We start from the raw sequence: 25,105 nt of genomic DNA, 5'->3' as shown, positions 1-25,105 counted from the left end.
TTACTGCCTCAAGTCAGGGGGAATGGGAAGATCTGAGGCTTTAAAGTTTGGCCTCTGCCCTCCACGCTTGCGGAACTGCTTTAACTGGAAAACATATGCCAGAACCTGTGCTACTGCGGTAAACAGACCATCTGGGATTTCTTGTTCAAGCTCGGTGGAGTGATACAATGCACGTGCAAGCGGCGGCGCTGGAATAACATAAATGTCGTGCTCACGCGCGATTTCTCGTATTTTGAGCGCCATATGGTCAATCCCTTTGGCAACCACAATCGGCGCTTTATCGGTATCTTGTTTATAGCGCAGAGCCACAGAGAAATGCTCCGGGTTGATGACAATTACATCAGCCTGTGGCACTTCTGACATCATACGGCGCTGAGCGGCCTCCCGCTGCAACATACGGATCCGCCCTTTGACTTCCGGCTTACCTTCCGTCTCTTTGTACTCATCCTTCACTTCCTGTTTAGTCATCTTTAATTGATCAGCGTGCTGCCAGATCTGGAAAGGAATATCAATCGCAACAACTATCAGCAGTGAACAACTGATCAACAACACGAAGTTCAGTAAGATATCTAACGCGTGGAAAATATTCTGCGGATAAACATCCATACTCAGTTGAAACAGATCTTCCTGAGCCGCATCGATCAGATAAAAAGCGACTCCAGAGACAAGTGCAACTTTCAGAATCGACTTGATCAACTCAACCCAACTTTGTAAGCCAACCATTCGCTTCAAGCCACTGAGTGGGTTCATCTTCGACCATTTCGGCATAGCGGCTTCCACTGAGAAGCTGACCCCGCCAATACCTGCAGCCCCCGCAAACGCAGCAATAAAAAGCACCACAAGAATAAGCAATAGCGGTCCAAGCAAATTCCCCATCGACCCCAGCGCAATATCAAACAGCTTAGGGAGATCAAAAATTTCATCACGAGAGAGGTCAAATAGACGCCCCATGAGAGTGTATAAGGCGCGCGCAAGCGATTCGCCAAACCACATCAGGGCAATGGCTCCGATTATAAGAACAGAAACTGACGCTAATTCTTTTGACCTTGCAACCTGCCCCTTCTCTCGAGCCTGTTGCAAGCGCCTGGGCGTGGCGTCTTCGGTGCGTTCTTGACCATCTGATTCTGCCAATTCAGCCCCCTAACAATTCAAACGAATAAAGCTGCAAATTTGTTGCTCCCCTTGCAACCAGAATAGTTCATAGTGGCTAAACAGGCCGGCAATGATATACCAACAAATAAGCAAACCAACAATCAGGGCAAAGGCAAAACCCAACGAGAAGATGTTCAGCTGAGGGGCGGCACGAGTCATCACACCAAACGACAAGTTAATCGTTAACAACGCAATGATGCCAGATAAGGACATACTCAACGCGACTTTAAACATGATCCCTAACCAAAGTGCGAGCTCCCTAAAATCAACGGTATTCAGCGAGCCACTACCAATCGGCAATGACTTAAAACTCATCACAACCAGCATGATCATTTTCAAGTGACCATCGGTCGCGAGAAAAAACATCGTTGCGAGAAACATAAACAGCTGACCAAGTAGCGGCGTGTTCTGACCATTGGCAGGATCGACCATAGAAGCGAAACCCAAACTCGCCTGCATACCCAGAATCTGGCCAAGAATAACAAAGGTCTGGATCATGAACTGAGTGATGGTTCCCATCGCAACACCTATGATGATCTGCTCTAAGAGGGTCATGAAGCCTTGGAAAGAGAGCAACTCTATAGTGTCAGGAACAGCAGGAATGACGGGCATCACAGCAAACGTAATGGCCAGGCCAAGGTAGAGCCTTACACGGGTAGAAACAAAGCGAGCCCCCGTCACCGACATCACCATCAGCATCGCAGCAATACGGGTGTAAGGCCAGAAGTAGTTAGCTATCCAGTCGAGTATAACGCTCGTTGGGAACTCCACATCACCCCCTTAATAGAGAACCTGAGGCAGACGTTCAACGATAGAGAAGAAGTATTCCATCATCATTTGCGTCATCCAGTGAGCAAACAACATCAACGCCAGTAAAGTCACCACAAGACGAGGTAAGAAACTTAACGTCTGTTCGTTAATCGACGTGGCGGCCTGAAAAATCGCGACAATCAAACCAATAAGTAGGCTGGGAATGATAATGGCACATACCATCAGCAATACCATCCACAATGCGCCTCTAAATAGCTCGACAAAGACTTCAGGCGTCATGCTTTCCTCCCGCTATAAAGCAAAGCTGCCAGCCAGGGTTGACAGGATTAAGTTCCAACCATCGACTAGAACAAAGAGCATCAGTTTAAAAGGTAAGGATACAATCATCGGCGATAGCATCATCATACCCATTGCCATCAGAACAGAAGCTACCACTAAGTCAATAATTAGGAATGGTAAGAAGAGCATAAAGCCTATCTGGAAGGCCGTCTTGAGCTCGGATGTAATGAATGCAGGGATCAACACAGCCATAGAGACATCTTCAGGCGCCGTGGCACTCGAACCAGAAATATTGACGAAGGTTTCAAGATCCTTTACTCGTGTTTGCTTGAGCATGAAGTCCTTCATGGGGACTTGTGCTAAATCAAAGGCTTCGCGTGCCGTTATCTGCTCATTGATGTATGGCTGAATTGCTTCGTCATTAATTTTACTCAGTACCGGAGACATAATAAAAAATGTCAGGAAAATCGCGATACCTATGATGACTTGATTCGATGGTGTCTGTTGCAGTCCCATCGCCTGACGGAGGATCGACATCACAACAACAATACGCGTGAATGACGTCATCAAAATGACCATGGCAGGAAGGAAGCCCAACATCGTCATCAGAGCAAGGATCTGCAGATTTATTGAGTAATCTTCACTGCCATCTGAGTTGGTCGTCATAGTAAAAGCGGGGATACCTCCACCGCCGCCAGTAAAACTACCCGTTGAAATTGTCCTCGCCGCACCCTGCTCTTTTTCCATTGCAGATACAGTGACTGATTCTGAGGGAGCAGCATTGGCAGGCACTGACGTGGCGAGCTGCTCTTCAGCAGAGGAAAACGCCGAGAAGAGAGTTAAGCATAGTGTCAGTATCAGCGGGGCAATTCGGCTAGTGTTTATCATTCTTTTTCAACAGCTGAGTCAGTTGAGTAGCAAAAGGGCTTGCCGCTAAAGCAGACTTATTCAGCTCCTCCTGGGTCAAGGGGGTATCCAGTTTTGAAATCAGTTGTATTGACTGGGCGGTCACCCCAACCAGAAACTGTTCTTCGCCAGCCTGCACAATCATGATTCGCTCACGAGTACCGACTGGGATTTGACGAACAACACTCAAGCCACTCTGGTTAATCATTGCAGGTACACGCATGCGTTTCAGCAACCAAGCCAGAAACAGAATAAACGCAACAACGAACAAGAGCGACCCAAACGTGGTCGCCCAATCTAACTGATTACTGGTTACGGTTTCAGCCCAAGCATAAGGAGAGAGTAGAGTAAGGATACACAGAAAAACGCCTTTTAACTGTTCTCTCATAACCTACCTTAGCTTCTTAATTCGCTCAGTTTGGCTAATAACGTCGGTCAGACGAATACCAAACTTGTCGTTGACCACCACCACCTCACCATGAGCAATCAAGGTGCCATTAACCAAGACATCCAATGATTCACCTGCAAGGCGTTCCAGTTCAACTACCGAACCTTGGTTTAGCTGGAGTAAGTTACGAATGCTGATTTGTGAGCGCCCCACCTCCATGGAAATGGTCACCGGAATATCGAGAATAGTATCGAGTTTACGGCGTTCATCTTCAGAAATAGGCGAGCCAGTGTCTTGCAACTCGTCGAGTTGAGCGGCCATAACCTCATCTACATCTACCTCTGGCGCATCAGGGTCTTCACCTAATGCCGCAGCCCATTCGTCCGCCAGTTTTTGATCGTCGCTCGGTTCCATACCTGTTACCTATTTACTCTATTAATCTTCAATTTCACCGTCATCTTCTTCTAATTCAGAAATGACGTCTTTGCCTAGAAATGCAATATCGGTTTTCACTACATCTGGGCGCTTAATTTTCTCTGATACCTGAACCGCAAGTTGTTCACCCGAACGACCCATCTTCACTCGGAATGTGGGCAGCTCTTCAACAAACATTGTGGCATGCTCGGGCATAGAAATAGGGATGATGTCTCCGGGTTGAAGCTCCATCAGATCTCTTAGTGAAATATCTTGTTCTAGTAAATTCACGCGAAAGTTGACTGGAACATCCATAATTTCTTCACGAAGTGCGGTACTCCAACGAACGTCCGTTTCCATTTTATCGGACTGAACACCAGCATCGAGAAGTTCGCGAATCGGTTCCACCATTGAGTATGGCATGACCACATGGAAATCACCGCCACCGCCATCCACTTCAATATGGAAAGAACTGACAACAATCACTTCCGTTGGGCTAACAATGTTCGCCATACTTGGGTTTACTTCAGAATCGAGATATTCAAACTCGACCCCCATCACCGGAGACCAAGCTTCCTTGTAGTCTTCGAAGACAATTTTAAGTAGCAACTGAACGATGCGACGTTCCGTTGGCGTAAATTCACGACCTTCGATACGCGCATGGAAGCGCCCATCCCCACCAAAGAAGTTCTCAACCAAAATGAAAACTAAGCGCGCCTCCATAGTGATCAGTGCGGTCCCTTTTAACGGTCTGAAACGCACCATGTTCAAACTGGTCGGGACGTACAAGGTGTTTTGGTATTCACCAAACTTCATCATTTGTACGCCATTTATCGACACTTCTGCGGTTTTTCGCAGCATGTTAAATAAGCTGATCCGCAAATGACGCGCAAAACGCTCATTGATCAACTCCAGCGTTGGCATTCGACCACGGACGATGCGGTCTTGAGAGGAGAAGTCGAATTCTACAGCACTAGCATCGCTCTCGGCGCCACCGCCTTCATCTTCTGCCTCATCAACATCGTCAACACCATGGAGTAGCGCATCAATCTCGTCTTGGCTTAATAGATCGGTCACTCTTCACCTACTGTATTACAAAGTCAGTAAATAACACACGTTCAATCACAGGTTGCCCTACTGCACGATTTAAACTCGCTTTGATGTCTTCTGTAGCTCTGTCTCGCAGCTCCACACGTCCGTTAGCGCTGCGAAGTTGATCGACGGTCGCTGAGGCAAAAGTTCCGAGTAACGAACTTTCAATCAGAGGTGAGTGGTAACGTGCCAAGTTCTCATTATCAATACCGCGCACCATTAACTGTACTTTGATTTGCACAAGACGATCCTTTTTATCGCCAGTGACATTAAACAGGAATGGTTGCGCAATATTAACGTAAGAGACAGGTTCAGCAGCGACCGCTACGGCTTGCTGGGTCGTTTGTTCTACTTCTTCAGGTTCACTCGAGCCCATGAGAAAGAAAGCCGCACCTCCGCCACCAACCAGTAAAACAACAACAGCGATGATGATAATTAACAGCTTGCTTTTTCCCTTAGGTGCTTCTGCTTCTATTCCTTCGTCTGCCATATCCGATGTTTCTCTATTTTTCTTACTTTTCTACAGTTTAAGCGTAATAACTAATTCCATCACGCTTTGTTGCGACATTCAAATCAAGATTGACGTCTAGTTCAAGGTTTTCTTCACCAATAAAGGCTTGATTGCTGCTACCTTGACCATTTCCAGCTCCACTTCCAGCCGCATAACGATTTTGTTGTTGACCAGCGGATTGCTGCTGAACTGATGAGTCACCCAATTGAACGCCTTGTTGAGCTAACATTTCACGTAAACGGGGCATAGATTGTTCAATGACATCCCGAGCCTGCTGATTCGCCACCGTAAAGTGAACTGTCGCTCCCTCTCCTGTCATATTCATGCGGATCTGTAATCGACCTAACTCCGGCGGATCCAAGCGAATATCGATGTTTTTTAGATTCTTCGACATCATCATTTGGACTCTTTCCGCTACCTGATCACCGGCCATTTCTCGATTAAGCTGCAATGGAGCTTGAGCAGCAGCTTGCTCAGTACGAGTTGGGTTCTGTGCCGTCAAACCTTGTTGACTTGCGGCCTGTGATAGTTGCTGAGCAAACCCTGTATCACTGCTTTGACTCGCCCCCTGCTTCCCGTCTGTTGCGGCTAATTTGCCTACAGCACCCGCCGCTTTCGCTCCCATTACCGCTTTTAGCATAGCTTGTTCACTAACTATTGGTGTAGAAGCGACTTGCTGAAGTTGACTCGCAGCCAGCTCATTGGGCAAAGGCACTGCCGCAGCCTGTTGCGTAGCTTGAAGATGGTGCTGAGCCGCCGTGACTTGAGCACTTGATGTATGTAATGCTTGCTGAACCGATTGTGCCACTGCAGCTTGCTGTGCTTTAGGTTTTGCATCCGGTTGAATCTGTAACTCATCAACACCCACATCCGCCGCTGAGACCGCCCATGGGATTGCCGAAGAACCAGAAACTGCTGTGGCTGCAACCGTTGGTTCAATAGCACTTTCTGTTACAACTTCACTGCCAGCCAATTGTGATGGCGAAGCATTCGACTGTAGTTTTTTTTCAGCATTAGGCTTTACTGGCTCTGTCTGATTGGTTTCATTACCTTGAACCACGGTAATTTGTGCCTGTGCTTCGGCTCTTGCCGCTTCAACAATCTGCTCGATCTCTTTATCAGACAAGCCTTGGGTTTTCAGTTCATGTTTTAGCTGTTCAATTTCAGGACTGGTTAACTGAGCTTTATCGCTATTCCTCTCAGTCACTCCAGCCATAAGAGCCACCGCGCCTGCTGCAGCCACGACCAGCTCATCATCACCTGGATTATCGGAAGCTGTCACAGCTTCCTGACCATCTTCAGATTCAATAAAGCGCTTCGCACTTTCAGGAACCATCACTTGCTGCTCCACAGATTGCTCAGCCATCAAGTGTTCTTGTGCTTTGATGCTTTTCTTATTCTCAGTGTCAGTAACATCCACATCCGTCTGTGTTTCACCTTGAGTCTGCCTTTGCACAGCAGAAGCGGCTGTGTTTAACGTTTCCGCCTGCTCTTCTTCGCTAACGTTGTGAGCCTTCTGTTGCTGTGAAGAGCTTACTTCTTGTGTCGCCAACTCAGGTTGTTGTGGCAACTCATTGCCGTCCTTAGGTTGAAGGACTTTACTGGCTTTGTTTAAACGACCAAGCAACTCCCCATTTTCAGACACAATCTTCTCAGCATCACCTTCTGTTGAGTCATTAGACTGGCTTTTCGTTGATGCCTCAGTTTCTACTTTAACTTTAGAGGCTGGTTTATTCTGCTCTTGATCTATCGCTAACAATTCATCAGTTGAAGAGCCCTTGGTCCCCTTAGTGATCACTTCCCCAGACTCTAACACCTCGTCTTCATCGGCACTGACACTCTTACCATCACCCGCCTCTTCCTCTCCGACTGCAGATTCAACTGTCATTGATTCTGCGTCTGAAACCTTTTCTCCACCGGATTCACCTTTAATAAAAGCGGCCAACTTAGAAAAAAAACCTTCAGACGGTTTCGCCTCTTCACTCGAACCAACGGACTGAGAGGATGCGGTCGACATTTTCGGGGTGTCAGAAGCCGGAGTTAGGTTTATATTCATAAATAGATACTCGCGCGTAATTGAGGGAGCAGTCGCGGCCTGTTACTTAGAATGCTTTGAAGCGGCAACTCATCATTTAACGAAACAGAACTGCAAGAAGTGCGCCAATCGAATAGATAATAAGAATAAGTATGTGAAGTTAGTTCGAAGTCCGGCGGGAGTATTGCAGAGTAGAAAACTCGTCCATTTGTTTTTGCTCACGAACATTTTGTAAACGCTCTTTTTCTGACTGTTTTTTATCTATCAGCCACTCATAAGAACGCCTTTGTTTACGACATTCCAACCAGTTTTGCTCACAACTTTCCACTTGGGACTTAAAGTGCTCTTCTGCTTGTTTCTGCTTGGCCAGAGTTTCATCTAAGGTCGTCAAAAAACGATTAAGATGAGAGTATTGACTAGCCGTTAACCCTTGTTTGCCTCGTTCTACCAATTGATTGCAGTAGTCCAATCGGTATTTTTCTATCTGCTCTAACTGCTGATAATAGCCATCCAGTTCAACCCGCGCCTGACCAAGCGCGAGTACCGCTTGGTTTTCTCGTTCCTGAGCCTGACTCAATAAAAAATCCAGCGCATTGTCCATGGATTACGAGTCTCCTTGTAGCAGGTTACGCAGCATGTTGACACACATATCGTACGGTACCGTCTCTTTCATCGCTTGCTGTAAGTAACCATCCAGTCGAGGTTTTAATGTGAATGCACTATCAATGGCTGGGTCAGCTCCCGGCTTATAAGCACCAATCGATACCAAATCTTGATTTTTTCGACAAACTGACAGAACTTGACGCACCGCTTTGGACATCAGTATCTGCTCTTCTGAGGTAATTTGTGGCATGACACGACTGACTGACTTCTCAACATCAATAGCAGGATAATGACCAGCATCAGCCATTTCACGCGATAGCACGATATGACCATCTAGAATGGCTCGTGATGCATCGGCGATTGGGTCTTGAAGATCATCACCCTCCGTCAGAACGGTAAAGAATGCCGTGATGGAACCTTGCTCTTGACCACCATTACCCGCACGCTCAACCAAAGCAGGCAATTTTGCAAACACAGACGGTGGATAACCTTTAGTCGCAGGCGGCTCACCTACAGAGAGAGCAATTTCACGCTGAGCTTGAGCAAATCGAGTCAATGAGTCCATGAGGAGAAGCACATCTAAGCCTTGATCGCGAAAATACTCTGCAATCGTCAGGGCTGTCTGACAGCCTTTTAATCGCATCAGTGGCGACGAATCCGCTGGTGCCGCCACGACAACCGAACGCTGACGACCATCTACTCCAAGGATTTCTTCGATAAACTCTTTTACCTCACGACCACGCTCACCAATTAAGCCTACCACGACCACTTGAGCAGTGGTGCCTCGAGTCATCATCCCCAAAGTAACCGACTTACCCACACCTGAGCCGGCAAATAAACCGATACGCTGACCTTTACCAACCGTTAGCAAACCATTAATTGCCTTGATACCCACATCAAGTGGTTCTGAAATCGGCTTTCTCGCTAGAGGGTTAATGGGCTCCGCGTTAAATGCAGCCCGTTTCTCCGTATAAATAGGCCCAAGGCCATCAAGTGGATTCCCCACCCCGTCAATCACACGACCAAGCAGTTCCATCCCCACAGGTAAACCCACTTCGCTAGTTAAAGGGGTGACTTTCGCGCCCGGTAGGACACCTGTGATCTGTTCACTGGGCATTAGGTAGAGGTTATCTCCCGAAAAACCCACCACCTCAGCCTCCATCTCACCATGCATCGTTTCCACTTTGCACAGGCTACCGATAGGCGCTCGACATCCAGTCGCTTCCAATGTTAGCCCAACGACTCGAACCAGTTTTCCAGAGGCAACAGGCCGACAAGTTAGCCCTTGTGTTTGATATTGAGAAAGGCGTTCTGCCAGCGCCAACATTACTCACCACCTTGATGACGATTCACGCCACAAAAGCTCTGTAGCACACTGCGAATTCTGTCTTCAAGTCGATAATTGACGCTCGACTCACCTGCTTCAATCTGCACATCACCCCGATTGAGCGCAGGTTCAGCCATGAGTGTCCAATTACGAAATTCCAGCTCAGCTTCACCATATGAAGAGCGAATAATCTCCACATCTTCAGGATGAAGCTTCAAAGTGATCGCATGCCCTGAGATGGGTAGGGATTCAACCGACTGCTTGATAGTATCCAATACGACTTGAGGATTGGTCTGTACTTCAACATGCACAACTTCTTTAACCAGAGTCAGTACCATGTCAACCAGCTGTTTCTCAACCTGCGCATTCATCAGTTCCAAAGGCTGAGCAAACTGATTAGCCAGGTCAACGAAAGTTTGTACCTGTTGCTGAATCAGCTCCTGACCCGCTTCTATGCCTTCCGCTTTCCCTGCTTCCAAGCCTTGCAGATGACCTTCTTCGTGACCTTGCTCTTTTCCTTTGTCATAACCTTGTTTGAAGCCGGCCTCTTGACCTTGATGTAAACCGTCTTGATAAGCCTGCTGTTTGATCTGTTCAATGTCTTCTTCGGTCAGCTCTTTAGGGGCTTCATCCTCAGGTTCAGAAAAGGTAGGCATCCAGCTAGGGTCATAGTTCATTGCCGTTTCTTTCGCCTGTTTATGAGTTTCCGGCGTATAATCCGGCATTCCCCATTTCTCAGGCTTTTGGACTTGATCGTCATTATCTAAGCGCAAAAAGCCGCGCTTTCTTTCCCCAGACATAGACCTATTACCTACTTCAAATTACAAGAATTCGTCTGCGCCGCCGCCCAACATAATCTCACCAGAGTCTGCCATACGACGGGCCACAGCCAATACTTCTTTCTGTGCCGCTTCCACATCAGAGACTTTAATTGGTGGCATAGCTTCAAGATCATCACGCATCATCTCAGCGGCACGTTTAGACATGTTCTTAAAGATCTTCTCACGCAGAGCATCATCGGCACCTTTAAGTGCGCGCTGCAACGCATCTTGTGGAACATCACGCAGTAGTTTCTGAATACCTTGATCGTCGACTTCGATGAGGTTCTCGAATACGAACATAAGGTCTTGGATCTGCGTGGCCATGTCTTCATCTTGATCGCGAATTTGCTCCATCAGGATGCCTTCTACATTATTGTCCATGTAGTTCATGATTTCCGCAGCAGCCTTCAGACCACCAATCTTGGCAGCTTGAGCACCTGCTTGACCCGCAAACTGTTTCTCCATGATTTCATTCAATTCCGCCAAAGCCGATGGTTGAACTTCTTCTAGATTGGCAATTCTCATCATCAGATCAAGACGGTCACGCTCAGCAAACTGAGACAAGATTTCCGCAGACTGATCCGGCTCTAGATAAGACAGTACGATAGTTTGAATCTGAGGGTGTTCGTTGATAATGATGCTGGCAACCTGACGCGGGTCCATCCACTTAAGTGAATCCAAGCCCTTCGAGCCTGTTCCAAGCAGTATTTGGTCAACAAGATTATTGGCTTTATCTTCACCAAGGGCAGCAACCAAGGCATTACGCATAAAGTCTTCACTGCCCATACCAATATTGGTGTATTTTTGAATGTCTTCCAAGAAAGCACGGTGTACCGCACCGACCTTATCTTGGCTTAGGTCAGCAGCGCGAGCCATAGCACTACCAACGCGTTGTACTTGTTTCGGTTCCAAGTGACGAATGATACCGGCAGCGTCTTCCTCATTTAAACTCAATAAGAGGATCGCCGCGCGCTCTTCGCCCGGTATACTTTCTATATCCACGGTGTTGTCTACAACTTCGCCACCGCCTTCTCCCTGTGGTACGACTTCGTTAGGCATCTTCCATCCAGTTCTTCACTACTTGTGCCGCCAGTTCTGGCTCGTTAGCAACCAGCGCACGAACTGCTTTCAACACATCTTCATCTTTATGGAGGTTAGGCAAGTCAATGCTAGAGCCGAACTCAAACAGCTCGCCACCATCCATATCTCCACCAATCAGGCTGGTTTCTCCATCAGCACCAATTGGCAACCCATCTGGTCCGTATAGTTGGTCATCATCGTCATCCGAAGCAGGGTTGAGCAATTTCTTCATGGCTGGGCGAACTAGAACCAACACAACGACTATGATAACCAACGCACTTGCAAACCAACGCACCCAATCGTTGAAGTTAGGGTGCTCCCAGAGAGGGACATCCGTTAGCACTTCAATTTCAGGTTCAGCAAACTGCATACTCAACACATTAAGTAAATCACCACGACTTTCATCAAAACCAACCGCACCAATCAGCACTTGGCGAATTGACTGTAACTCAGCATCCGACAGAGGTTGATAAGTCGTCTCACCACTCTCTGGATTAACAGATGCACGGTTTTTTATCGCGACAGCGACCGTTTGGCGATTAACAATCCCCGACTGACGACGTTCGTGACTGATTGTTGTATCCAGTTCAAAGTTACGTGTGGCTTCTTTATGCACAGAACCCTGGCCCATTAAAGAGCCATCTTTCATTTGAGCTACGTCTTGCGGAATGGACGCATCCGCCGGAGGTTGGTTACTCAGCGCACCCGGTACACCCGCCACCACGTTACCATTATTATAGTCTTCCAGTGTGTATTCACTTCGAGTCGAAGGGGTGTTCGGGTCGAAGCTCTTACGCGTTTGCTCTATCGCACTGAAATCCAGCTGAATATCTACTTGTGCGGTGTAGTTTCCAAACCCAAGAATCGGGATAAGGACAGAATCAATTTTATCGCGCAGTGCTTGTTCTTGCTTACGCTCGAGCTCATGCTCTTTACGGCGTGCAGCCGAAGCTGGGTCTTGCGAACCAGAGCTGAGCAATCGACCATGTTGGTCAGTGACGGTAATTCGAGTGGGTTTCATACCTGGAACAGCACTAGCCACCATATCAACCACAGAGTCGACCTCTTCCTGTTTAAGCGAGGTTCCAGTACGCAAGGTTAAAAATACCGACGCCGAAGCTTCTTGGTTGTGACGAACAAAGACACTTTGTTTTGGTAATGCCAGTAACACTCGTGCTTTGCGTACTTGTGTCATCTCTTCAATGGCTTTGGCTAACTGGCGCTCACGGCTTAACTTGAGCCGTTCTTGCTCTAGACGTTGGGAAACACCAAATCCCATATCTTGCATCAGTATTTCGTCGCCAGCTTGCTTTTCATTGTTTAAGCCGGCACGAACCATATTTAACTTGAGGGAGTTGTATTCACTGGATGGAACAGAGATGGTATTACCGTCCAGTTTATAGTTGACCTTCTGCTGGTCTAGATAATCGAGAACGGGAATCAGCTCTTCCGTCTCATAAGCACCAAGCGGACGCATTTCCGGCTCTCTTACCCAGAAAAACAACATCACAATCAAGGCAACACAGATTGAAATAGAAAGAACTAGGACAACCTGTCGAAGGAGATCCAGATCCCCCACTGCCATATCAAATTTGGATGTACTTTGCTCGTCCAAATCTGGGTTCTGAACATCAGTATCCATCTCTGATGTTGCAACCATCGCGGTATCAGGACCACCATCCGATACTGCAAGATCCGTTGATTGATTTTGCTCTGCCACAGACTATACCTATCACTTAAACTGGCATGTTCATCAATTCTTTGTACGCTTCAACAAGCTTGTTACGTACCTGAATCGTTGCCTCAAAGGCCACACTGGATTTATTGCGGGCAATCATCACATCAGAAAGAGACACATCCTGATCACCACGATCAAATCGCATTTGTAAATTGCCTGACGTTTTTGATAATCCATTCACGTTATTGATGGCATTGTTGAGCAAGTCACCAAAATCCGCTCCCACTGTATGACCAGTTGCGGCAGGTTTAGTGTTCGCTGCTTCGAACATCATTGCTTGCATTTCGCTTTGAAAACCATCAACTCTCATTGAACACCTCGGACGTCAACTCTTTGACTACAATTATTGCTATAACTATGACGCTGCAATCTACATGCCATATCAATGTGAGCGCCGAAAATAACACGTTAGTTTGGAATATCAATCCCCGCATCACGCATTTTGGCTAACTTGTAGCGCAATGTACGTGGGCTAATACCTAGCTTTTCAGCCATTTCTTTTCGACGACCGTTACACTCAGCCAAAGTCTCGAGAATAATGGCATATTCTTGCTCTCGCAGTTCACCACCAAGGCCTGCACTAGAGGCAAACGCATTGTCAGGCTCAGCGATTGGCTTAATATTGGGCGCAGTGATTTCACCTGTTTCAACAACATGCTGTAAGCTACCCGCATCTTGCCAATCTAAGCCTTCAAGTAAAATATGGTCACTCCCTACGTTACCATTTTCACTAAGAATCAATGCACGCTGAACGACATTATCAAGCTCACGGACATTTCCTGGCCAAGAGTAAGCCAGTAACTTATTCATTGCACTCGCTGAAAGGGTTGGGACAGGTAGACCAAGCTTCTTGCAATGACGCTCTATAAGGTGATTAGCTAGAGGCTCGATATCGCCTTTGCGTTCACAAAGCGCTGGCCACGCTAACGGGAATACATTCAGGCGATAGTATAAATCTTCTCGGAAGTTGCCTTCCTGAACATACAACTTTAGGTCTCGGTTACTGGTGGCCAAAACTCGAACATCAAGCTTGATACTCTTTCGGCTTCCTAAACGCTCAACTTCACGTTCTTGCAAAACACGCAATAACTTAGCTTGAAGGTTTAAATCCATCTCGCTGATTTCATCCAGCAAAATAGTGCCCCCCTGTGCTTGTTCAAACTTACCTGGGCACGCCTGAACAGCGCCTGTAAAAGCGCCTTTTTCATAACCAAAAAGAGTCGCTTCCAGCATATTGTCTGGAATGGCAGCGCAGTTAATCGCCACAAATGGGCCATCTTTACGGTTTGATGCGTTATGAATGTAGCGCGACATCACTTCTTTACCAGAGCCACTCGGCCCCAAGACCATTACACTAGCGTCTGTTTTCGCCACTTTGTCTGCCATTGCTAACAGCTTTAAACTTTTTTCATCGGCAACAACGGCATCGCCATTATCATCAGATTTGATCGGCGCATAACGACTTACCATGTTCAGTAACACTTCCGGCGCAAATGGCTTAGCCATATAGTCTATCGCGCCATCTTTCATAGCTGAGACCGCATCTTCAATGTTGGCGTACGCCGTCATCAGTAATACAGGTAAGTTTGGCCAATGCTGCTTGATATTGCGCAGCAGTGCCAGACCACCCATGCCCGCCATTTGCACATCAGAGACGACAATATCTACCTCATGCGCCTTAAGCTTGACTAAGGCATCTTCAGCGCTATCCGCTTCCAACCACTCATATCCAGCCAGTGCTAGGGTATCGACCAAGGCTTCGCGTAGACCTTCATCATCTTCTACGATTAGTACTTTGCTTTGTGCCATTATCCTTCTCCTGTCATTACATCGTGATCAGCTTGCGGAGTACGCTCTAAAGGAATACAGATGGTAAAACATGCACCATCACCTTCCTCAGAAATCAGTTCTAACCTTCCATCGTGAGCACGACATACCATTTGCACAACTGCCAAACCCAATCCTGTGCCTTGGGAGCGTGTGGTAAAGAAAGGCTCCATTATTTGATTATGTAGTTCCTTCGGTACACCTGGGCCACTGTCCTGTACCGAGATCTTCAATTCGTTGTTTACCGGACGGAAAAAAACATCAACTTGTGATTGTTTACCCGCAATTTGAATTGCGTTCATCACCAAGTTGCTCAGTGCAGATGCCACCGCATTCGCATTGCCAAACAATTGTGTCTCTTCTTTTTCCACTTCAAGATGATAATCAATCTGGCTATTTTTCAGTGCCGTTTCCACCATAGGAGAGAACTCTGAAACCAACTCTGAAATGGTAAAAGGCTTGACCACTTTGTTGTCGCCTCCTTTCGCAAACAACAACATATCGTTGACCTGTTTTTCAAGATCATGCAGACGATCCATCAGCTTACTTTGAAAACGATCTTTGGTTGCGAGAGGTAGATTTGGCGCCCCCAAATTTGAGGCGTACAACATCGCACTGGAAAGAGGTGTTCTGACCTGGTGCGCTAATGAAGCCACCATACGACCTAAGGAAGACAAACGCTGCAAATCACTGATTCGAGATTGTAATAGGCGGGTTTCCGTCAAATCTGTAATCAGGATCAATTGCCCAGTCGTGGAAGCTGAGATCGCCAGCCTCACTTTACGACCGTTGCGAAGCGAGATCTCATGGCCATCATCTTCACGTGGTGCAAAAGCTTGTTGGATAACTTCAAACCATTTCTGTCCAATTAGCGGCATTTCCAATAAACGCTGCGCTTCTGGGTTTGCCTCGTGAACAACACCTTGAGTATCAAGCAAAATCACACCAGCCGGCATCACATCTAATACCTGCTTATAACGTTCAACTTGTTCTTCAAGAGTTCCTAGCGGTTGCTGATTCATGATCGCTTGGGCTGAGTCCATGTCGTATTTCTGCCTTAAAAACTACAATAGCCTGAAATGCAAGAAGCACGCCAGGCTATTTTATATAATTTTCAGACACTTAATGTACAGTCGATATTTTGACAGCGCCGATATTATGCAACTTACCGCTGCACATTATACTTTCTCATCTTCTCCACTAGCGTGGTTCGACGCATACCAAGCATGTCAGCAGCACGAGCAACAACACCACCTTGAGCTTCCAAAGCTTGGTTGATCATATTGATCTCTAACTCTGCCAACATCTCTTTAAGGTTGACCCCTTCAGGAGGCAATTCCTGCGGAGTATTGGAGTTTTCGTGTAAACCATCAGCTTCATCAAGGCTGAAATCTTCAGAGAAAATGTCCTGCAATACATCACGTTCTTGCTCCTCAACTGAAGCAAACACGTTATATTCAGGCTGAAACTCAGGAATATCACTATAGCGATACTTGGTTGGCAAATGGTTAACATCAACCAAGCTATTCGGATAGAGAATAATCATTCTCTCAACAAGGTTGGCTAACTCTCGTACATTTCCCGGCCAGTCATGTTCCATTAATGAATTGATCGCTCGCGGTGTAAAGCAAATTGGCTGAGCGCCCTCGGCTTCCATACGCGTCATCAGCTCTTGCAACAACAATGGAGTATCTTCAATACGATCGCGTAGCGCAGGCATCTCGATTGGGAACACATTTAAGCGATAATAGAGATCCTCACGGAACGACTCATCATCAATCATGGTTTCTAAGTTGCGATGAGTGGCCGCGATGACACGCACATTGACTTTAATCGTAGTATTACCACCAACTCGCTCAAAACATCTTTCTTGAAGTACACGGAGCAACTTAACCTGCATCGGCATTGGCATATCGCCGATTTCATCAAGAAATAGTGTCCCACCTTCCGCAAGTTCGAAGCGCCCTTTACGAGACGTTATCGCTCCAGTAAAAGCACCTTTCTCATGGCCAAACAACTCACTTTCAAGAAGATCCGGTGGGATAGCTCCACAGTTAATTGGTACAAATGGCCCATTTCGACGAGCAGAGTGATAATGAATATTACGAGCAACGACTTCTTTGCCGGTACCGGAATCGCCTAAAATAAGCACATTTGCTTCAGTGGCGGAGACCTGTTCAATCAGGTGGCGAACTTCTTTAATGCCAATACTTTGTCCCACTAGACTGCGAAACAGAGTGTTCTTGCGCGAAGAAGATACATTGACGCCTTTACGGCCTAGAAAGTCCTTGCAATGACGCAGCGCTTCACTTAGCTGGGGATAATTAAGAGGATATTCCAGTTCGCCAACATAATTCGTCATTTCTTCAACTGGATAAGAATGCGTTCCCGCGATAAGTAAAGGAATATGATTTGCCTGAGAGAGCTGAGAACTCAATTGAGTTGAAAAGTGATTATTTTGCAGCGAACCGACAATACATCCAGCCCACACATCTGACCAGTTAACGTCGTTCAGCTGCGCGGAACTTATCGCCTCACATTGCTCTCCGACAAATTCTAATATATTACTCAGATTGATGCGCGCTTGAGCATCATCTTCAATTACGAGCAGCTTTGCTAAACCTTGCATAGGTGAGAATTATTGCCTTTATCTTGAAACGTTGTGGCTGTTATTTCTGTCTCTAACACTAATTTAACTATAGAACAGGATTAGTGATAAACAATTCATAAAATTCAGCAACAAAATAAGCCACTAGGCTACTAAGTGGCTTCTATTCTATTTGATAAAAAAATAAAGGCAACCAAGCAATTAGGTGATGTGACGTTTGCCCAAAAGCTTTTTATGCAAGATATTTCAATACAACCTTATAAGTTTAACTTATCGCTTAAATTCCAACATCGGTTGCAGTCAGGTTATGGTATTCAGGCGGAATCTGTTCCCAAGCGGATTTAATCTCGCGAATGATCTCAATCACATCATCTAGAGGTTGAGGATCGTTCTTGTGATTCGCCTCAGTTATTTGGGTGATCATGAACTCGTATAACTGATCTAGGTTCTGAGCAATATCACCACCATCATCCATAGATAGGCAGCTACGTAGACTAATGATGATGTCTAGGGCTTTACCCAGCCTCTCACCTTTGACAGGTATATTCCCCTGCTCCATTGCCGCTTTGCCCTGAATTAATCGCTCGATAGCCCCTGCCATCAGCATCTGAACAATTTTATGCGGGGAGGCAGCACTGAGCTGGCTATCTACCGATACCTTCTTGTAAGCCTGTAATGAACCACGCATAACAATCCTCTTTTATATAAATTTCTTGTACTGCTGCACCGATTTATTGCCGTAGCGGTACTTCTTCAAATTACTGCCAAGTTGAGTCGTTTTCTTTTGCATCATCTCGACAGTCAACTGAGTGCGTTTAATAGCACTCTGCCATTCTGGCAACTGAGCTAACTCTTGGTGCTCACTAATAGTACTGATCAAGGTTAGCAATATCTGTTCCCTTTTATCGACCAGTTCAACGATTTCTTCAGTATTAATGTCTGCTGATGAAAGACCACTTACAATATCGTGATCAATATCACCTAAAAATGCGACTTGTGCCAAAAAATCATCCACCCAGTGCATTCATCATACCTGCTAATTGGGACTGCATCTTACTCGTTGCATCCTGCATCGCCGTAAATTTGGCGTGTGTACGTTTCTCTAGACTTTCCATACGGCGATCCAAAGACGCCTGATCATCTTCAAGGCGGTAATTTTGTTCCACCATACTACGCTCACGAGTGCGAATTGAGCCAGTCACCCCCGTAATCCCTTGAATCGCATCTTCGACTTTTTTCGCAAAACCTTGGTTCCCACCAAAAAAGTCTTCCAACTTATTAAAGTTATTATTTAACTGACGATCCAACATCTCATAGTTAATCTCCAGCGTTCCCTGACGCGTCGTGGTAATACCAAACTCAGTCAAGGTTTTTAAATCATCAGGAGCTGGCTCCACATCGGATGAAAAAACAGATTTTAAGCGAGAATCCGCGCTGCGCACGACGCTGTCACCCGCTAATGGACCAGCAGCTCCAGTTCTAGGGTCGACTCCAGATAACTCTTGGGAGACCTGATAAAATTGGTTATACGCGGCAACGAATTGCTCAATATCATCACGAACGCCTTGACGATCATATTCAATATCAATTTCCGAAGGTGTTTTTCCTCGCTCTGAGCGGCCTTTAAGGGTCAGATCAACGCCTTCAATAGCATCTTCTATGATGTTGTTATCACTCGATAATTGTGCCACACCATCCAACAACACCTTAGAATCCTGCGCTGCTTGAACTTGAGTCATACCGCGGTAAGCATCAAAAGACTCTTGAGCAGATTTAAGATCCGCTTGTGCTTGATCAATACGCTCTAAATATTCCCTTTCTTCTTTAGGCAGTTTGGCACGTTCAAGCTCTTTCGCTTGTTCTGGAGTCAGTTCGCCCGCTAGTACTTTCGCTTCAAGGGCTGCTTTTTCCTGAGCCAGCTTATTTTCAATCTCTGCTTGTCGAGCATCCAATGCCGCCTGCGCTTCTTTTGGCGTGACATAAGAGTCTGTCAATGTACCTGAAGCCGTGATACTCCAACCAGGGATATCTGGTGCTTTTTCCAGCGCTTTGGCATCAAGTTGAGGTTCTGGCTCCCAGTAAGAATCGAGCAGAGTACCTGAAGCAGTTGCAGTCCACCCAGGAATGCGCTCTTCGGGTTTGAGGTATTTATTGGCTTCCGCACCAGCGGCGGCGGCCGCTGCAGCTGCTGCATCTGAAAGTTCGTTACCAGCACTGGCATCTTTAGCCGCATTCGGATCAGCGGCAATTGCCGCTTGTTTAGAGCTGTCGGCAATCTCTTGATCGACAACCTTTGCCGCTTTGACATTGTTCTCAGCAATGCGGTCAGCAATCTCTTGCTCTTCTGGTGTAAGAGGTTTGAGCAAATCCTGCGCAGCAGCACGGGCTTGCTCAAGATCTTTAACTCGTTGCTCTAGAGTTTTGTATTCAAGCCTTTTCAGAAGGTTGTCTGGCGCTGATTCAACACTCAGTTTGAGAGCGTTTTGCTCACCAGAATTGCTTGACGCAACGATAAGTCGAGGGCCTTCGACATCGTTGATAACCGATGCCCGAACGCCGGGATTGGTTTTGCTACCATTGATACCGCGAACAATATCAATCAGTTTTGAGTTTTCCTGCACCTCTATAGTGAACTTTTTATCACCAAGAGAAATCTGCAGCTTACCCGGGCCAAACTTTGCGTCTTCCGGTAATACATCAGACGCAATCTTATGGCTTTGGGCAAGCTGCAACACATCGATAGCATATCTACCAGCGATAGCTTCAGTGGTTGCCGTCGCAGAAACAACGGTATCATCCGTAGACTCTACCTTTCTTGCGGCGAAAGCTTTCTCCTGACGAAAGCTCGCCATCAAGTTTTTCATCGTATCCAACGACTCTCTGAGCCGCCCGTAGGCACTGATACTGGAATCAATTTTGTCACGCTCATTGTCGATACGTTGCTGCTTAGGCACACGCTCCGAATCGACAATTTTGCTGACCATGGCATTGATATCCATGCCAGAATTCATCCCTACTGGGCCAAAGCTCATTCAATCACCTCAAAATACGATCAAACCGTCTGGTTCAACAGCCCCGATGAATAACGGGCTGTCTGATCCCTCAGGCGTCGCAGTATTTCTAACATTTCCTCATCGGGTATCTGACGAATGATATCGCCAGTATCCGCTTCATAAATAGTCACTACATCCCTTCCCGACTCTTCATCGACTCGAAAAGATAGGCCAGTATTAATGGATGAAATAAACTCATTCATTTGCTGAACCATCCGCTGCCGCTCTTCCCTATTAAGCTTTTCACGTTGCTGAGACGCTTCTATAGCTTGATTAACAGCTTCTGCGGCTTGCTCCCTGACTTCGGACGTAGATACCTGTTCTTTTCGTGAGGAAACTTGCTGTGCACCATCATATTTTGAAGCAAATTTAGTGCCACTTTCTGAGCCGTAAGGCTGGACGTTCGATGTGTAGGATGGTATTTCCATAACAATCTCCCTTCCACCTTATAGGTTGGTAATCCTGTTACCGACCAATAAGCTCGCTCGAACCTATCGATTAACCTAACAAGCTAAGAGCTGCTGATGGTGATTGTTTTGCCTGCGCCAGTACCGAGGTACTTGCTTGTTGCAAAATCTGCGACTTAGTCATCTGAGTCGTTTCTTTTGCATAGTCGGTATCCCGGATACGGCTACGAGACGCATTAACGTTCTCGTTGATGTTATCCAAGTTGCTGATCGCATGGCTAAAACGGTTCTGGAACGCACCCAACTCCGCACGCTGACTGTCTACTGTTTTCAAAGCACCATCAATAACGGAAACCGCCATTTGTGAGCCCGCCACCGTAGATACATCAACATCGGCTACCGTTTTATTCTCAGCGGCACCAAACCCAATGTCACCGCCTAATGCACCACCAATGGTAACGTCAGTTGCTACTTTGTTATTCGCTGCGAACAACTGTAGTTTACCTTCTTCACCGACCGACGCTTTCACGTCTTCACTTTGACCATTGATATAGGTCGCAAGCTGCTCGATGTCGTCACCCACCTTAGCATTTATGGTTAACTGTTTCGCTTCCCCATGTACATCAGTATAGTCCAGAGTCAGATCGGTTGAACCCTGAGAGACGGTCCAATCATTATCTTTACCCTGTTGCGCAATATAAGCTTTACCACCCATTCCTGAAGTATCTGAACGCATATTGCCCATAGTGAGCATCACTGCTTCACCTGAACTCGCACCGATCTGGAATGACTGACTACCAAATGTACCATTAAGCAATTTGTTACCACCAAACGAGGTAGTTTCTGCGATACGGTTTAATTCGTCGTTAAGCGCTGTCACCTCTTCCTGAATCGCAATTCGCTCCGAACGTGAGTTCGAACCATTTGACGATTGCAGCGACAAGTCACGCATACGTTGAAGGATGTTGGTTGTCTCATTCATTGCACCTTCAGCAGTTTGGGCAATGGAGATACCGTCGTTTGCGTTTTTCACCGCCATGTCTAGGCCACGACTTTGCGATGTTAAACGGTTGGAAATTTGCAGGCCTGCAGCGTCATCACGAGCACTGTTTATTTTGTAACCCGATGATAGACGCTCCATCGATCTCTGCATGCCGTCAGCAGCACCATTAAGGTATCGCTGAGCAGTCATCGCAGACACATTGGTGTTTACGTTAATTGCCATATTGATCTCCTTAGGCATTAAGGGTGATGCACTTCAGCGACTCTCACCTCACTTTGGTGCATCTCATTTCTCTCAGTCTTTTAACGGCGGAGAAAATATATCCTTTAGAGATATTTTTAAAAAAATGTCTGTGACAGGCATAATAAAACAACAAAAATGTTTAAAATCAATGAATTATACATACAAAAAAATCCAGCCGAAGCTGGATTTTTTTCAAGGTTTTCAGACTTAGCCAAGAAGGTTTAAAGCTGCATTTGGCGTTTGTTTCGCCTGAGCAAGAATCGAACTTGATGCCTGAGAAAGAATTTGAGACTTAGTCAATGCTGTTGTTTCTTTCGCAAAGTCTGTGTCTTTGATTCGACTCTTAGATGCATTCACATTCTCGTTAATGTTATCTAAGTTGCTGATTGCATGGCTAAAGCGGTTTTGGAACGCGCCCAGTTGAGCACGGTGACTATCTACATATTTCAGTGCCGAGTCAATAATTGCCACAGACTCTTGAGCGCCACCCACTGATGTTACGTCAATGCTATCCACAGTCACTGCTTGACCTTGGCCCATGCTTAGCTCACCAGCCAGACCGCCTCCAAAACTAACTTCACCTTCGACTTTGTCTGTGCCAGCGAAGATTTGCAATTGCCCTTCTTCGTCCACTGATGCTTTAACCATATCAGTTTGACCATTGATGTATGTCGCTAGCTCCTCAATATCATCACCTTCTTTCGCATTGATATTAATAGTTTGCTGTTGACCATCTATATCCGTCAATGTGATAGCGAGGTCGTTTGCACCGGCCTGTACGGTCCAATCTTTATCTTTACCATTTGCAGCTTGGTAGCTTGTACCACCCATGCCAACGTTGTCTGAACGCATGTTGTTCAACGTCAACATAACCGCTTCACCGTTATCGGCACCAATTTGGAAAGATCTCGTCGCATAAGTACCGTTTAGTAGTTTATTACCACCAAAAGAGGTTGTCTCTGCGATACGATTAAGTTCGTCATTTAATGCTGTCACTTCTTCCTGAATCGCAACACGCTCTGATTTAGAGTTAGATCCGTTCGCAGATTGTAGCGAAAGATCACGCATACGTTGCAGGATGTTTGTGGTTTCATTCATCGCACCTTCAGCAGTTTGCGCGATAGAAATACCGTCATTCGCGTTACGTACTGCAACATCTAGACCGCGGCTTTGCGCATTCAAACGATTAGAGATCTGTAGACCTGCGGCGTCATCTTTAGCGCTATTAATTTTAAAGCCAGAAGATAGACGTTCCATTGACGTTTGTTGTGCATTGTTCGCGCTATTTAGGTAACGCTGTGCTGTCATTGCTGCGACGTTAGTGTTTACATTCACTGCCATGGTGATTTCTCCGTTTGATTTTCCGATGTAACCGGTTTCCGACGTCTCGGAAAACCAAAGTAGTTCTCTCAAAGTTACTTTTATTAACGGCTCAATCTCGAAAATCTTGAGCTCTTTCTTTCATTTTTTTTGAAAAAAGTGTGTTAAGAGAGGAAAAATTGACCAAATCAAAGAAACACAAAGAAAACCGTTTATTTTTGCTAAAGCTTTATCTGACTCAGTCGATAGTATTTTCTTTTTTTGATAATTAACCCAATAAAGTAAGGGCAAGGTTGGGCTGCTGTTTAGCCTGTGCCAAAATTGATGTGCTAACTTGCTGTAAAATCTGTTGCTTAATCATTTGGGTGGTTTCCTTGGCATAATCGGTGTCCTTTATACGGCTATTCGATGCAGCCAAGTTTTCATTGATATTCCCAAGGTTATTAATTGCATGATTAAAGCGATTTTGCATTGCTCCCAATTCAGCGCGGTGACCATCGACATACTTAAGTGCAGTATCTATCACAGAGACAGCCCGCTGGGCACCACCCACTTTGGAAATATCTAAGTTATCAACCGCTTCATACCCAACGAGACCAATTTGAAGCTCAGTAGCAAGGCTGCCAGAAAAAGAAAGGGTGCCTGAAGTGTCTTTGCCTGCCATAAAGAGCTGCAACTGCCCCTCTTCATTTACAGACGCCGAGACTTTATCGGTTTGGCCGTTGATATAGGTAGCCAGTTCTTCAATGTCATCACCCACTTTGGCTTCAACTTGAATTAACTCCTGCTGACCTTGGGCGTTAGTGTACTCCATTACCAACATCTGACTGCCTTGAGAAACCTGCCAATTACTGCCTGTTTTTTCCGCGGCTATATAACTAAAACCTCCCATATCCAAGCTATCCGACCGCATGTTTTTCAGTGAGACTTGAACCGCTTCACCGGAGCTAGCACCAATCTGGAAAGATGAACTAGTGAATGAGCCATTGAGCAACTTTCGGCCACCAAAAGAGGTCGTTTCGGCAATTCTGTTCAATTCATCATTCAAAGCGGCCATTTCTTCCTGTAATGCGTCTCTTTCTGCTCGGCTATTTGAACCATTCGCTGATTGTAGTGAAAGATCACGCATACGTTGAAGAAGGTTGGTCGTCTCATTCATGGCGCCTTCAGCGGTCTGCATAATCGAGATGCCGTCGTTGGCATTACGCATCGCCACATCCAAACCACGCATCTGAGACTCAAGTCGATTGGAGATCTGCAACCCTGCTGCATCGTCTTTAGCACTATTAATTCGATTCCCTGAAGATAGCCTCTCCAGAGATTGATTCAACATGTCCGTCGCATTGGTTAAATAACGCTGAGCGGTCATTGCTGATACGTTGGTATTAACAGTGATGGCCATAACAGTAGATAGTCACTCTTTAATAGGATTACTTGTTATATCGGCCTAAGCCCATTTTCTTTAGCCTTTCACAGCCAAAAAAAACGAGCATTTTCTCTTAATTAAACGGATACCATTGCTGTCAT

25 protein-coding genes are annotated in these 25,105 nt (G+C 46.1%); all 25 read right to left on the bottom strand.

From position 1 onward, the window contains the following. The 25 genes from flhB to CTT30_RS03835 all read right to left on the bottom strand — a co-directional run bounded on the left by flhB (window position 1) and on the right by CTT30_RS03835 (window position 24,980). Window positions 1-1,131, bottom strand: a complete 1,131-nt coding sequence (gene flhB / locus CTT30_RS03955) for a flagellar biosynthesis protein FlhB (RefSeq protein ID WP_252036090.1) — start codon at window positions 1,129-1,131, stop codon at window positions 1-3. Window positions 1,132-1,140: 9 nt separating this feature from the next. Continuing rightward, window positions 1,141-1,923, bottom strand: coding sequence for a flagellar biosynthetic protein FliR (gene fliR, locus CTT30_RS03950; RefSeq protein WP_239837628.1), 783 nt, complete (start codon window positions 1,921-1,923; stop codon window positions 1,141-1,143). Between the two features lie 9 nt (window positions 1,924-1,932). Then, entirely contained in the window at window positions 1,933-2,202 is a 270-nt protein-coding gene (gene fliQ, locus CTT30_RS03945) for a flagellar biosynthesis protein FliQ (protein WP_019274559.1), read from the bottom strand. Between the two features lie 12 nt (window positions 2,203-2,214). Next, complete coding sequence (fliP, locus tag CTT30_RS03940; protein WP_252036089.1) at window positions 2,215-3,090, bottom strand: flagellar type III secretion system pore protein FliP; 876 nt, start codon at window positions 3,088-3,090, stop codon at window positions 2,215-2,217. Further along, window positions 3,077-3,496, bottom strand: coding sequence for a flagellar biosynthetic protein FliO (gene fliO / locus CTT30_RS03935; protein ID WP_239867582.1), 420 nt, complete (start codon window positions 3,494-3,496; stop codon window positions 3,077-3,079). Before fliO ends, fliP begins: the two co-directional genes overlap by 14 nt. A gap of 3 nt (window positions 3,497-3,499) precedes the next feature. Beyond that, complete coding sequence (gene fliN, locus CTT30_RS03930; RefSeq protein WP_006959499.1) at window positions 3,500-3,910, bottom strand: flagellar motor switch protein FliN; 411 nt, start codon at window positions 3,908-3,910, stop codon at window positions 3,500-3,502. 21 nt (window positions 3,911-3,931) lie between these two features. Continuing rightward, a complete protein-coding gene (fliM, locus tag CTT30_RS03925; protein WP_239867579.1) occupies window positions 3,932-4,987 on the bottom strand; it encodes a flagellar motor switch protein FliM in 1,056 nt (351 codons plus the stop codon). 7 nt (window positions 4,988-4,994) lie between these two features. After that, the gene (gene fliL, locus CTT30_RS03920; protein WP_239837624.1) at window positions 4,995-5,492 is read right to left on the bottom strand and encodes a flagellar basal body-associated protein FliL; all 498 of its coding nucleotides are present in this window, start codon (window positions 5,490-5,492) and stop codon (window positions 4,995-4,997) included. Window positions 5,493-5,529: 37 nt separating this feature from the next. Continuing rightward, window positions 5,530-7,569 carry a flagellar hook-length control protein FliK gene (locus CTT30_RS03915; protein ID WP_252036088.1) on the bottom strand — a complete coding sequence of 680 codons (2,040 nt, stop codon included), beginning with the start codon at window positions 7,567-7,569 and terminating at the stop codon, window positions 5,530-5,532. A 139-nt stretch (window positions 7,570-7,708) separates the two neighbouring features. Next, complete coding sequence (gene fliJ, locus CTT30_RS03910) at window positions 7,709-8,149, bottom strand: flagellar export protein FliJ (RefSeq protein WP_252036087.1); 441 nt, start codon at window positions 8,147-8,149, stop codon at window positions 7,709-7,711. 3 nt (window positions 8,150-8,152) lie between these two features. Beyond that, window positions 8,153-9,478: a flagellar protein export ATPase FliI gene (gene fliI, locus CTT30_RS03905; protein WP_252036086.1), complete on the bottom strand. Its 1,326-nt coding sequence runs from the start codon at window positions 9,476-9,478 to the stop codon at window positions 8,153-8,155. Next, complete coding sequence (gene fliH, locus CTT30_RS03900; RefSeq protein ID WP_239867568.1) at window positions 9,478-10,278, bottom strand: flagellar assembly protein FliH; 801 nt, start codon at window positions 10,276-10,278, stop codon at window positions 9,478-9,480. The genes fliI and fliH overlap by 1 nt, the downstream gene beginning before the upstream one ends. 21 nt (window positions 10,279-10,299) lie before the next feature. Next, window positions 10,300-11,358, bottom strand: a complete 1,059-nt coding sequence (fliG, locus tag CTT30_RS03895; protein WP_239837619.1) for a flagellar motor switch protein FliG — start codon at window positions 11,356-11,358, stop codon at window positions 10,300-10,302. Next, on the bottom strand, window positions 11,351-13,039 hold the full coding sequence (gene fliF, locus CTT30_RS03890; RefSeq protein WP_275658410.1) for a flagellar basal-body MS-ring/collar protein FliF: 1,689 nt from the start codon (window positions 13,037-13,039) through the stop codon (window positions 11,351-11,353). Before fliF ends, fliG begins: the two co-directional genes overlap by 8 nt. Before the next feature lie 76 nt (window positions 13,040-13,115). Beyond that, a complete protein-coding gene (gene fliE / locus CTT30_RS03885) occupies window positions 13,116-13,427 on the bottom strand; it encodes a flagellar hook-basal body complex protein FliE (RefSeq protein ID WP_252036085.1) in 312 nt (103 codons plus the stop codon). 98 nt (window positions 13,428-13,525) lie between these two features. Continuing rightward, complete coding sequence (locus CTT30_RS03880; protein ID WP_239837616.1) at window positions 13,526-14,926, bottom strand: sigma-54-dependent transcriptional regulator; 1,401 nt, start codon at window positions 14,924-14,926, stop codon at window positions 13,526-13,528. Continuing rightward, entirely contained in the window at window positions 14,926-15,987 is a 1,062-nt protein-coding gene (locus tag CTT30_RS03875; RefSeq protein WP_239867562.1) for a sensor histidine kinase, read from the bottom strand. Before CTT30_RS03875 ends, CTT30_RS03880 begins: the two co-directional genes overlap by 1 nt. Window positions 15,988-16,109: 122 nt before the next feature. Then, complete coding sequence (locus CTT30_RS03870) at window positions 16,110-17,573, bottom strand: sigma-54 dependent transcriptional regulator (protein WP_239837614.1); 1,464 nt, start codon at window positions 17,571-17,573, stop codon at window positions 16,110-16,112. A gap of 256 nt (window positions 17,574-17,829) precedes the next feature. Then, the gene (gene fliS / locus CTT30_RS03865; protein ID WP_239837613.1) at window positions 17,830-18,240 is read right to left on the bottom strand and encodes a flagellar export chaperone FliS; all 411 of its coding nucleotides are present in this window, start codon (window positions 18,238-18,240) and stop codon (window positions 17,830-17,832) included. A gap of 12 nt (window positions 18,241-18,252) precedes the next feature. After that, entirely contained in the window at window positions 18,253-18,576 is a 324-nt protein-coding gene (locus tag CTT30_RS03860; protein WP_239867559.1) for a flagellar protein FliT, read from the bottom strand. Further along, window positions 18,560-20,584, bottom strand: a complete 2,025-nt coding sequence (fliD, locus tag CTT30_RS03855; RefSeq protein ID WP_239837611.1) for a flagellar filament capping protein FliD — start codon at window positions 20,582-20,584, stop codon at window positions 18,560-18,562. The genes CTT30_RS03860 and fliD overlap by 17 nt, the downstream gene beginning before the upstream one ends. Before the next feature lie 20 nt (window positions 20,585-20,604). Further along, the gene (gene flaG / locus CTT30_RS03850) at window positions 20,605-21,033 is read right to left on the bottom strand and encodes a flagellar protein FlaG (protein WP_239837610.1); all 429 of its coding nucleotides are present in this window, start codon (window positions 21,031-21,033) and stop codon (window positions 20,605-20,607) included. A gap of 70 nt (window positions 21,034-21,103) precedes the next feature. Next, window positions 21,104-22,237 (bottom strand): flagellin, encoded by a 1,134-nt coding sequence (locus CTT30_RS03845; RefSeq protein WP_239837609.1) that lies wholly within the window; start codon window positions 22,235-22,237, stop codon window positions 21,104-21,106. A gap of 228 nt (window positions 22,238-22,465) precedes the next feature. After that, complete coding sequence (locus tag CTT30_RS03840) at window positions 22,466-23,599, bottom strand: flagellin (RefSeq protein WP_239867556.1); 1,134 nt, start codon at window positions 23,597-23,599, stop codon at window positions 22,466-22,468. Window positions 23,600-23,846: 247 nt separating this feature from the next. After that, window positions 23,847-24,980: a flagellin gene (locus CTT30_RS03835; RefSeq protein WP_252036084.1), complete on the bottom strand. Its 1,134-nt coding sequence runs from the start codon at window positions 24,978-24,980 to the stop codon at window positions 23,847-23,849. Window positions 24,981-25,105 lie beyond the last annotated feature (125 nt).

This window comes from Vibrio coralliilyticus, assembly GCF_024449095.1.
Classification (GTDB): Bacteria; Pseudomonadota; Gammaproteobacteria; order Enterobacterales; family Vibrionaceae; genus Vibrio; species Vibrio coralliilyticus_A.
Note: the sequence above shows the minus strand (reverse complement) of the source record. Positions and strands in the feature narration are given on the sequence as shown.